This is a genomic window from Orrella sp. JC864, assembly GCF_037026685.1.
Classification (GTDB): Bacteria; Pseudomonadota; Gammaproteobacteria; order Burkholderiales; family Burkholderiaceae_B; genus Orrella.
Genome location: NZ_JBANET010000042.1, coordinates 1 through 9,926, shown reverse-complemented (window position 1 = coordinate 9,926; position 9,926 = coordinate 1). Strand labels below are relative to the sequence as shown.

Below are 9,926 nucleotides of genomic sequence, written 5' to 3'. Positions count from 1 at the left end.
CCGATCTCCGCGCCCGCCGCCGGTCCGGCCAGCGCGGCATCCGCGGCCGGCGCCGCCGTTACGGCGCAGGCGTCCGCGCCCGGCGCCGCGGTGCTGGCCCGCGCGCTGGCCCAGGCGGTCGATGCCAGCGGGCTGTTCTACGAGTCCCATCTTGCCGGGCTGGCTTTCGGACGCCGCACCCTGGCCCAATTGCGCAACGAGCCGCAGGCCGGTTTGCCGGCCGGCACGCCAAACGCCCAGGCAAGCGTGCCCGCGGCCGCCCGCGCCCAGGCAGGGCCGGCGGGGACGCCGGGACAGGCGCCGGGACTGCCCGCCGATGCGCCGGCCCGCGGCGAAGCCGCGCCGCCTTCGGGCGGCCCCGCAGCCGGCGGCACGCCCTGGCCGGCCGCGCCAGCCCAGGGCGGCGTGCATCCGGAGGCCAGCCTGCTGGTGCGCCAGCAGCTCGAAGTCCTGGCCAACCAGGCGCTGGCCTGGCGCGGCGAACCCTGGCCCGACGCGCAGATGCACTGGGAAATCCGCCGCGAAACGCAACAGCCCGAGCAGCCCGATCCTCAGGCCGGCTGGGATACCCGGCTGGTGCTGGAACTGCCGCGACTGGGCAAGGTGCAGGCCACGCTTCGCCTGCAAGGCAACCAGCTGCTGATGCGCTTGAGCGCGGAGCACAGCGCTTCCCTGCTGCAGGCCGAATCGGCCACGCTGCGCGAGCGCTATGCCGCCGCCGGATTCGAGCTGGTGGGCCTAGCCGTGGACCGTGATGCGCCGCCCGTGCCGCCTGGCGAGGCCGGCCCATGAGCACACTCAAGCATCCCGGGCGCGAAGGCAGTCCCCAGGCCCCGCATCCTGGGCCGGCGGACGAGGCCGCCCGTGTACGCGCGGTAGCGCTGCGCTACGACAGCAAGGACCATGCCCCGCGGGTGGTGGCCAAGGGCTACGGCATCGTGGCCGACGCCATCGTCCGCACCGCACGCGAGCACGACCTTTACGTGCACGAATCCCCGGAACTGGTCAGCCTGCTGATGCAAGTCGACCTCGACAGCCACATCCCGCCCCAGCTGTATCTGGCCGTCGCGGAATTGCTGGCCTGGCTATATCGCCTGGAATCGGGCGAGAATAACGTCCTGCCAGAGGGCGTCGAGCCGCGCGCGCCCCGCTCTTGAATGGAACGCTCCCATCATGTCCTTCGACGACCTCGACGCCGAGCCCGACTACTGGCTCACCCATCCCCAAGAAGTGCGGGCCGCCCTGTTCGAGCTCACGCATCCGGACAGCCACATCCTGGTGCGCGACCCGGCCGACCGTGAGCTGGCCATCACGATCACGGCGCTGGACAAGGATTCCCAGACGCTCTATTGGCGGCCGCGCGACTATGCCGGCGCCGATTTTGCACAGAACGAGCGCAGCGTGCTGGCCGGCGCGGCCTTCGACGTCATTGCGCAAGGCTACAGCGGCGTGCAGATCCGTTTCCGCATTCCGCGCCCGGCGGTGGTGCACATGGACGACGGCGCGGCGGCGCTGGCCTCGCCCTTTCCCCAGCGGCTGGCCCGCGTGCAGCGGCGCCATGCCTTTCGTGCGCAGACCACCGCCATGCCGGGCAACCGGGCCTGGGCGCGCTGGACGCCGCCGGACTGCCCCCGGCCGCTGGAATTCCGCATCCGCGACATCTCGGTCGAAGGCATAGGCCTGCGCGGACAGATCGCCTTGAGCGAACTGCCCGCCCCCGGCACCGTGATGGAAGACGTCACGCTGGACTTCGGCCAGGCCGGGGTCCTGAGCGCCAGCCTGAAAGTGCGCAACGTCTATGCGCTCGGACGCCAGCCGGCCGCGCCCGATGCGCAGGCCCAGGCCGATGTTCAGCCCCAGGCCGAGGCGCCGGCCGGCGAGCCTCCCCTGAGCCACCTGGGTGCGCAATTCGTCGACCTGAACGCTCGCCAGGAAAGCTGGATCCAGAAAGTCGTCTGGCAGCTCGAAAAAGAACGCGGCAACCAGAAATAAGCCGGCAAGCCGCCACGCGCCTGCCCATTGCCGCGGCTTGGCGGCGCGGCCGGGCCGCCGGCCGCGCTCAGATCAGGCGGGTGCCCTCTTCCCAGGATGCCGCCGGGGCAGGCAGCGCGGCGGCCGCGGCCTTCAAGGGCTCGATAAAAGTGCCGCGCAAGGCATCGGGCGACATCGGCTTGCCCAGCAGCCAGCCCTGCACCCGCTGGCAGCGCAACTCGGCCAGCGCGGCGTACTGGCCCTCGGTTTCCACCCCTTCGGCGACGATCTCCCGGTCGAGCCGGCGCGAGAGTTCGACGATCGTGCCCACGATGGCCTGGGCGCCCGGATCGGTTTCCAGGTCGCGCACGAACGAGCGGTCGATCTTGATGGTGTCGAACGGCAGCTGGTGCAGATAGCCCAGGCTCGAATAGCCCGTACCGAAATCGTCGATGGCGATCCGCACGCCCGCGCGCCGCAATTCGGCCAGCCGCGAGATTTCGCCGCCGGCCGCGGCCACCAGCACGCCCTCGGTGATTTCCAGCTCCAGGCGCTCGGCCGCCAGGCCGGTGCGCTCGAGCACCGCGCGCAGGTCCCTGACCAGCTGCACCTTCTCGAGCTGGACCGGCGACAGGTTCACGGACAGGTACCAGGACTCCGGCCAGGTCGCCGCCTCGGCGCAGGCGTTCTCCAGCACCCAGGCGCCCAGGGGCACGATCAGGTCGGTCTGCTCGGCCAGCGGGATGAACTGCATGGGCGGCACCTGGCCGCGCTCAGGGTGCTCCCAGCGCAGCAATGCCTCGAAACCGGCCACCTGCCGCGTATCGGAACTGAAGATGGGCTGGTAATGCAGATAAAGCTGGTCGGTCGACTGCATCGCCAGGCGCAGATCGTCCTCCAGCGACTCCATCTGCGCCACTTCGGGCAAGGCATAGACGCTGTGGCCGCTGCGGGTGCCGCGCACCACGCGCACGATCGCCTCGGCCCGCAACAGGTTCACCGTCAGCAGCACGACCAGGCAGCAGGGAATGAGCAGCGTGCCGCTGAGCACCAGCAGGTCGATGTAGGGCATCTTCTCCGGATGCCGCGACCACAGATACCACACCGGGACCAGGCCCAGCGCGATGATCAGCGGCACGCCGCCCAGCAGCCCGAGCAGGTAGCCGCCGCGCCGCGACACGAACCAGGACAGCAGCAAGGCCGCGCCGATCACCTCGAACAGAAGGACCGCGACAACCAGCAAAGTGAAGGTATCAAGCATTGCACACCGTCAGGCAGCGCACGGTCCGATCGCGATCACGCGCGTTCGCCCGTGACCGCGGCCGATGACGTCATACCGACATACTGGCAATTTCCTGGTAGGCGGCAACCAGCCGATTGCGCACCTGGACCGCGCCCTGGAAGGCCAGGCTGGCTTTCTGGATGTCGATCATGACATCGTTGAGGGAAATGCCGGGCTCGCCCAGCTCGAAGGCCTGCGCCTGCGCATTGGCCGCCTTCTGCGCCTCCGAGACCCGGCGTATCGAGCGCTGCAGCTCGGCCGCGAAGCCGCCCGGCGCGGAGGGAGCCTGGCTTGCGCCGATCTCCGCCCCGGCACCCGCGGCGCGCACCGCCTCGCGCATCTGCCGCAGCATGCTCTCGATTCCGGACAAATTCTGAACAGCCATCTGGATCAATCCCGTTAGGAAGCGCGAACGCCGCAAGACTAACCCGCCTGCGGGCAGGCCTATTTGCCAAATAAGGCACAAAAAACCGATATTTCGCCGATTCCGGGGATTTTGCCACGAGCCGGCGCGCACCGGCCCGCCCGCCTGCGGCATACAACACAAATAGCGGTAAAAATGCGGGCTTTTCGACGATTGCTGGGGACGGGGCCGCCGCGATAATCCTGGCTTCCTGATCAGAATCCTGCAGCATGCGATTGCCCCACATGTCTTGCCTCTTGTCCTACCGTCCCGGCCAGGAGCGCCGTCGATGAACGAGCAGGTTGCCGCCACGCCTGCGGCCGCTGCCCGCTGGGCACCGTATCTGGACAAGCTGCGCACATTGCCCAAGCCCGCCCTCATGGGGGCCGGCGCCGCGCTCATCGCGCTGGTCGTGGTAGCCATCATGTGGACGCGCGGCCCGGAATACCGGGTGCTGTTCTCCAACCTGAGCGAGCGCGACGGCGGCGCCATCGTGGCGGCGCTGGGACAGATGAACGTGCCCTACAAGTTCGCGGACAACGGCGGCGCGCTGATGGTGCCGGCCAACCGCGTGCACGAGACGCGCCTGCAGCTGGCCAGCCAGGGTCTGCCGCGCGGCGGCTCGGTCGGCTTCGAGCTGCTGGACAACGCCCGCTTCGGCGCCAGCCAGTTCGCCGAGCAGATCAGCTATCAGCGCGGCCTGGAAGGCGAGCTGGCCCGCTCGATCGAAGCCATGCACTCGGTGCAGGGCGCCCGCGTGCACCTGGCGATTCCGCGCCAGACCTTGTTCGTGCGCGAACGCCAGTCGCCCACCGCCTCGGTGCTGGTCAATCTCTATCCGGGACGCAGCCTGAGCGATTCGCAAGTCTCGGCCATCGCCTGGCTGGTTTCCTCCAGCGTGCCGCAGCTGACGGTGGACAACGTCTCCATCGTCGACCAGACCGGACGCCTGCTGTCCTCGCCGGCCGGCGCCGGCCGCGGCATGGACGCGGACCAGCTGCGCTACGTGCGCGAGATGGAGCAGCGCACCGTCGAGCGCATCCTGGGCCTGCTCAACCCGCTGGTGGGCTACGGCAACGTCCATGCCCAGGCCACCGCCGAAATGGATTTCTCGCAGCGCGAGCAGACTTCCGAAATCTACAAGCCCAACCAGGAACCCGGCCAGGCGGCCATACGCAGCCAGCAGACCAGCGATTCCCAGCAGGTGGGCGTGACGCCGCCGCAGGGCGTGCCGGGCGCGCTGAGCAACCAGCCGCCGCTGAACCCGGTAGCGCCCATCCAGAACCCGCAAAACGCCCAGCAAGGGCAAAATGCCCAGAACCAGAACGGCCAGGCCGAGCAGGACGGCCAGGCCGGCGCCGCGCAGCCGGCCGGCCCGTCCAACACGCGCCGCGACAATACGACCAACTACGAACTCGACCGCACCATCAGCCACGTCAAGCAGGCGGTCGGCACCCTGAACCGCCTGTCGGTGGCCGTGGTCATCAACTACCGGCCCGACCAGGACGGCGTGCCCCAGCCCCTGCCCCAGGAAGAGCTGGACAAGCTGACCAGCCTGGTGCGCGAGGCCATGGGCTATTCCGAGGCCCGCGGCGACAGCCTGAACGTGGCCAACAGCCTGTTCAATCACGCCGAGCCCGAGATCCCGCTGTGGCGCGACCCGGACAACATCGCGCTGGCCAAGCAGCTCCTGTGGTACCTGGTCGTGGGCCTGATCCTGCTGTGGCTGTGGCGCAGCATCGCCCGCCCGCTCCTGCGGCGCCACCTCGAGCCGGCGGTCGAGGCCATCGCCGAGGGACCGGAGCAAGCCGAGATCGACCGGCAGGCCGCGGCCGCCGCGCGCGAGCAGCAACTCTCGCGCTACGAAGAGAACCTGGCGCTGGCGCGCAAGATGGCCCAGGAGGATCCTCGCGCCGTGGCGCTGGTCTTGCGCACCTGGATAGAGAAAGATGGAAAACAGTGACGGCTTGACGCGCAGCGCCATCCTCATGATGTCGCTGGGCGAGGATGCGGCGGCCGAGGTCTTCAAGTACCTGAGCGCACGCGAAGTCCAGCAGGTGGGCACGGCCATGGCCGGGCTCAAGCAGGTCACGCGCGATACCGTCAGCAGCGTGCTGGAGGACTTCCGCCAGGAAGCCGACCAGTTCATGGCGGTGAACCTGGGTTCGGACGACTACATCCGCTCGGTCCTGACCAAGGCGCTGGGCAGCGACCGGGCGGCCGGCCTGATCGAGGACATCCTGGATCCGGGCGACGGCAGCAGCGGCATCGATTCGCTGAACTGGCTCGACGCCCATACGGTGGCCGAGCTCATCGGCGACGAGCATCCGCAGATCATCGCCACCATCCTGGTGCACCTGGAGCGCGACCGGGCCGCCGGCGTGCTGGCGCTGCTGAGCGAGCGCCTGCGCAATGACGTGATGATGCGCATCGCCACCTTCGGCGGCGTGCAGCCGGCCGCGCTGTCCGAGCTTACCGATGTGCTCAACGGCATGCTGGCCGACCAGGGCGCCAAGCGCAGCAAGATGGGCGGGATGCGCACGGCCGCCGAAATCCTGAACATGATGAGCAACACCGACGAGGAAGCGGTGGTGGCCAGCCTGCGCGAGCGCGATGCGGACCTGGCGCAGAAGATCGTCGACGAGATGTTCGTGTTCGACAACCTCATGGAGGTCGAGGAGCGCGGCATCCAGCTCATCCTCAAGGAAATCGACAACGACTGCCTGATGATCGCGCTCAAGGGCGCCTCCGAGGACCTGCGCGACAAGTTCCTGCGCAATATGTCCAGCCGCGCCGCCGAGACGCTGCGCGAAGACCTCGAAGCCCAGGGACCGGTGCGCATGTCCAAGGTCGAGGCCGAGCAGAAGAAGATCCTGCAGGTGGCGCGCCGCCTGGCCGACAGCGGCCAGATCGTGCTGGGCGGACCCGGGGACGATGCCTATGTCTGAAGCGCCCTATGCCGGCTTGGCAGTGCGCGAGCGCAAGCGCGCCTGGCGCCGCTGGCAGATGGAGGCGTTCGACCTGCAGGCCGAGCCCGATGCCGCCTCGGCCGCCGGCGCGCCGGACCCTGACGAGCCGTCCGAGGCCGAGCAGGCGGCCGAACGCGAGGCGCGCATCCAGGCCGCCTGCAGGCAGGGCTGGGAAACCGGCCATCAGGAAGGTTATGCGCGGGGCCTGCAGGAGGGCCGCGAAGCCGGCCATGCCCAGGGCCTGGAGCAAGGCCGCAAGGAAGGCTACGAGGCAGGCCTGGCCGAAGGCCGCGACCAGGCCGTGCAGCACGCGCAAGCCCTGGCCGCGCTGGCGCGCGCTTGCGCGGACTCGCTGGCCGGAATCGAGGCCGAGATGGGCCAGGCGCTGCTGACCCTGTCCCTGGACATCGCCCGCCAGGTGCTGCGCGACACCCTGTCGGCGCAACCCGAAAAGATCCTGCCCGCCATCCGCGAGGTGCTGCACGCGGACAACCGCGGCGCCGAACCGCTGCGCCTGTGGGTAAACGGGCGCGACCATGCGCTCGTCTCGCAGCATCTGGCCGACGACCTGGCCGCCCAGAACTGGCAGTTGCTGACCGACGATGCGCTGGCCCCCGGAGGCTGCCGCGCCGAAACCGCCTACGGCACGATCGACGCCACGCTGCAGACGCGCTGGCGCCGTGTCGCCGCCTCCCTGGGCAAGGTCCACGAATGGGACGGCGGGAGCGCCGCGCCATGAGCGAAGCGGCCGTCAGCGTGCCCGGCGTGCCGGCGATCGATCGCTGGCTTACGCAATTGCAGATCGGCGCGATCCGCGCCGCCGGCACCGATCCCTGGTATGCCACCGGCCGCATCGTGCGCGCCACCGGCCTGGTGCTGCAGGCCACCGGCCTGCGCCTGCCGGTCGGGGCGGCCTGCCGCATCGAGATCGCCCCGGGGCACGACCATTGGGCCGACGCGGAAGTCGTGGGCTTCGACGGCCAGATCCTGTACCTGATGCCGCAATCGGATATCGCCGGCCTGCCGCCCGGCGCACGGGTGGTCCCCGGCGAGCCGCCCGTACAGCGGGCCATACCGCTGCCGCGCAAGGCCGAGCTCAACGGCAACGCCAAGCCCGCCCGCGGCAGGCACCTGCCCGTGGGCCACGCCCTGCTCGGGCGCGTGGTGGACGGCGCCGGCCGGCCGCTGGACGGCCTGGGGCCGCTCGAAGGGGCCGACCTGGCGCCGCTGACCGCCCCGCCGATCAACCCGCTCGCGCGCGCGCCGATCGACACCGCCCTGGACGTGGGCGTGCGCGCCATCAACGGCCTGCTCACCGTCGGACGCGGCCAGCGCATGGGACTGTTCGCCGGCTCGGGCGTGGGCAAGAGCGTGCTGCTGGGCATGATGGCCCGCTACACCCGCGCCGACGTCATCGTGGTGGGCCTGATCGGCGAGCGGGGCCGGGAAGTCAAGGAGTTCATCGAACACAACCTTGGGCCGCAAGGCCTGCAGCGCGCCGTCGTGGTGGCCGCGCCTGCGGACGTCTCGCCCTTGCTGCGCCTGCAAGGCGCCGCCTATGCCACCCGGCTGGCCGAATACTTCCGCGACCAGGGCATGGACGTGCTGCTGATCATGGACTCGCTGACCCGCTATGCCATGGCGCAGCGCGAGATCGCGCTGGCCATCGGCGAGCCGCCCGCGACCAAGGGTTACCCGCCCTCGGTGTTCGCCAAGCTGCCCGCCCTGGTCGAGCGGGCCGGCAATGGCGCGCCGGTCAACGGGCAGCGGGCCGGCTCCATCACCGCCTTCTATACGGTGCTGACCGAAGGCGACGACCAGCAGGACCCGATTGCCGATTCGGCGCGCGCCATCCTGGACGGGCACGTCGTGCTCTCGCGCGTACTGGCCGAGGCCGGCCACTACCCGGCCATCGACATCGAGGCCTCGGTCTCGCGGGTCATGAACGCCGTCGTGCCGGCCGAGCAGTTCGCCCTGGTCCGCCGCTTCAAGCAGATGTTCTCGCGCTACCAGCGCAACCGCGACCTGATCGCCGTGGGCGCTTACGCGCCCGGCAACGACCCGCAGCTGGACGAGGCGATCGAACGCTATCCGTGGCTCGAAGCCTTTCTGCAGCAGGAGATCCAGGTCTCGGTCGGCTACGACCAGGCCGCGCAGGAGCTGGGCCACCTGTTCCAGGGACACGCACATGGCCGCTAAAGCACCGCTGAACGCCCTCATCGACCTTGCGCGCGAACGCACCGAACAGGCCACGCGCCGCCTCGGCCAACTGCAGGGAGCACGGCAAAACGCCGCCCAGCAGCTGAACATGCTGCAGGACTACCGGCAGGACTATCTCGAACGCCTGCAGCAAGCCATGCAGGCCGGCATGCCGGCGGCCGATTGCTACAACTACCAGCGCTTCATCGCAACACTGGACGAAGCCATCAGCCAGCAATCGCTGGCGCTCGGACGCGCCGACCAGCAGCTCGACAGCGGCCGGGCGCAATGGCGCGACGAAAAGCGCCGCCTGGACTCCTTCGACGCCCTGCAGACGCGCCACGCCCGGCAGCAGGCGCGCCTGGACGCGCGCAAGGAACAGCGCGCCAACGATGAACATGCCGCCCGCCTGGCCCGGTACCCGGCGGGCATCCATTGAAGCAGCCCACTGCGACAGGCCACAGACCATGACAGATATCGCCAGCCTCACCGCGCCGACTTCGCCGCCGCCTACCCTCCCGGGCCAGGCCGCCCAGGGCGGCGCGCCTGCCGACCCGGTCCAGGGCGCGTCCTTCTCGCAGGTGCTGTCCGGACAGCGGGGCAAGGGAACCCGCCAGGACAGCGCCGAACCGGCCTCCCAGGCGCCAGCGCAAAGGCCCGGGCAGGACGCTGCGGCCGAGCGGGGCGCTCCAGCGCCTGTCGGCCACGCCGACCCGCACGAGCCGCAGACAGCCGACACCGCGCTGGCCGAACAGGCGCTGGAAATCGCCATGCAGGTGGCGGCGCAACTGCATGGCGCGCCCGCAAGCCTGCCGGCGCAGGCCGGCGCCCAGGCGGCCACGGGCCGGGCAGGCGGTGCTGGCGCTGCGGCCCGCGCGGGCCACGCGCCGCATGGCCTGGCCGCGGCGCATGCCCTGGCTGCGGCACAGGCACAGGTACAGACGCAGGCGGGGTCCCGGACGCAGGTGCCGGCGCAAGCTGCCGGCCAGGCCGCCCACGGCCCCGGGCAGGATTTCCTGCCGGCCGGCCCGGCCGCCGTGCCTGCCGGCGCACCCGAGCGTGCCGCCGCCTCGCGCGCGCCGGCGGGCGCGGCGAGATCGGA

Annotated in this window: 10 protein-coding genes and 1 pseudogene; 9 read left to right on the top strand and 2 right to left on the bottom strand. The window is 70.4% G+C overall.

The genetic code is table 11. The features are described from left to right. From fliK to V8Z80_RS20670, 3 genes are all read left to right on the top strand, one after another. A partial coding sequence (fliK, locus tag V8Z80_RS20680; RefSeq protein WP_336063310.1) for a flagellar hook-length control protein FliK occupies window positions 1-792 on the top strand: 792 nt, incomplete at its 5' end. Then, entirely contained in the window at window positions 789-1,157 is a 369-nt protein-coding gene (locus V8Z80_RS20675) for an EscU/YscU/HrcU family type III secretion system export apparatus switch protein (protein WP_336063309.1), read from the top strand. The genes fliK and V8Z80_RS20675, both read left to right, overlap by 4 nt. 16 nt (window positions 1,158-1,173) lie before the next feature. Then, window positions 1,174-1,992 carry a flagellar brake protein gene (locus V8Z80_RS20670; RefSeq protein ID WP_155195019.1) on the top strand — a complete coding sequence of 273 codons (819 nt, stop codon included), beginning with the start codon at window positions 1,174-1,176 and terminating at the stop codon, window positions 1,990-1,992. Window positions 1,993-2,059: 67 nt separating this feature from the next. On the opposite strand, the gene V8Z80_RS20665 is transcribed toward V8Z80_RS20670, so the two are convergent. Both V8Z80_RS20665 and fliE read right to left on the bottom strand, forming a co-directional pair. Beyond that, the gene (locus V8Z80_RS20665) at window positions 2,060-3,232 is read right to left on the bottom strand and encodes a putative bifunctional diguanylate cyclase/phosphodiesterase (RefSeq protein WP_155195018.1); all 1,173 of its coding nucleotides are present in this window, start codon (window positions 3,230-3,232) and stop codon (window positions 2,060-2,062) included. Window positions 3,233-3,302: 70 nt separating this feature from the next. Then, entirely contained in the window at window positions 3,303-3,638 is a 336-nt protein-coding gene (fliE, locus tag V8Z80_RS20660) for a flagellar hook-basal body complex protein FliE (RefSeq protein ID WP_155195049.1), read from the bottom strand. A 307-nt stretch (window positions 3,639-3,945) separates the two neighbouring features. On the opposite strand from fliE, the gene fliF reads away from it, so the two are divergent. From fliF to V8Z80_RS20630, 6 genes and pseudogenes are all read left to right on the top strand, one after another. Continuing rightward, complete coding sequence (fliF, locus tag V8Z80_RS20655) at window positions 3,946-5,619, top strand: flagellar basal-body MS-ring/collar protein FliF (RefSeq protein ID WP_155195017.1); 1,674 nt, start codon at window positions 3,946-3,948, stop codon at window positions 5,617-5,619. After that, window positions 5,606-6,604, top strand: coding sequence for a flagellar motor switch protein FliG (gene fliG, locus V8Z80_RS20650; RefSeq protein WP_336063308.1), 999 nt, complete (start codon window positions 5,606-5,608; stop codon window positions 6,602-6,604). Before fliF ends, fliG begins: the two co-directional genes overlap by 14 nt. After that, window positions 6,597-7,364, top strand: coding sequence for a flagellar assembly protein FliH (gene fliH, locus V8Z80_RS20645; protein WP_442952012.1), 768 nt, complete (start codon window positions 6,597-6,599; stop codon window positions 7,362-7,364). Before fliG ends, fliH begins: the two co-directional genes overlap by 8 nt. Then, window positions 7,361-8,824 (top strand): flagellar protein export ATPase FliI, encoded by a 1,464-nt coding sequence (gene fliI / locus V8Z80_RS20640; RefSeq protein ID WP_155195015.1) that lies wholly within the window; start codon window positions 7,361-7,363, stop codon window positions 8,822-8,824. The genes fliH and fliI overlap by 4 nt, the downstream gene beginning before the upstream one ends. Then, window positions 8,814-9,263, top strand: a complete 450-nt coding sequence (gene fliJ / locus V8Z80_RS20635; RefSeq protein WP_155195014.1) for a flagellar export protein FliJ — start codon at window positions 8,814-8,816, stop codon at window positions 9,261-9,263. Before fliI ends, fliJ begins: the two co-directional genes overlap by 11 nt. A gap of 28 nt (window positions 9,264-9,291) precedes the next feature. Next, window positions 9,292-9,926, top strand: a pseudogene (locus V8Z80_RS20630) (hypothetical protein); the annotation flags it as partial.

Bases quoted from the DNA above. Each gene is read 5' to 3' on its own strand.
- fliI (WP_155195015.1), top strand. From the start codon at position 7,361: ATGAGCGAAGCGGCCGTCAGCGTGCCCGGCGTGCCGGCGATCGATCGC.
- fliF (WP_155195017.1), top strand. From the start codon at position 3,946: ATGAACGAGCAGGTTGCCGCCACGCCTGCGGCCGCTGCCCGCTGGGCA.
- fliE (WP_155195049.1), bottom strand. From the start codon at position 3,638: ATGGCTGTTCAGAATTTGTCCGGAATCGAGAGCATGCTGCGGCAGATG.
- fliG (WP_336063308.1), top strand. From the start codon at position 5,606: ATGGAAAACAGTGACGGCTTGACGCGCAGCGCCATCCTCATGATGTCG.
- fliJ (WP_155195014.1), top strand. From the start codon at position 8,814: ATGGCCGCTAAAGCACCGCTGAACGCCCTCATCGACCTTGCGCGCGAA.
- V8Z80_RS20675 (WP_336063309.1), top strand. From the start codon at position 789: ATGAGCACACTCAAGCATCCCGGGCGCGAAGGCAGTCCCCAGGCCCCG.
- V8Z80_RS20670 (WP_155195019.1), top strand. From the start codon at position 1,174: ATGTCCTTCGACGACCTCGACGCCGAGCCCGACTACTGGCTCACCCAT.
- V8Z80_RS20665 (WP_155195018.1), bottom strand. From the start codon at position 3,232: ATGCTTGATACCTTCACTTTGCTGGTTGTCGCGGTCCTTCTGTTCGAG.
- fliH (WP_442952012.1), top strand. From the start codon at position 6,597: ATGTCTGAAGCGCCCTATGCCGGCTTGGCAGTGCGCGAGCGCAAGCGC.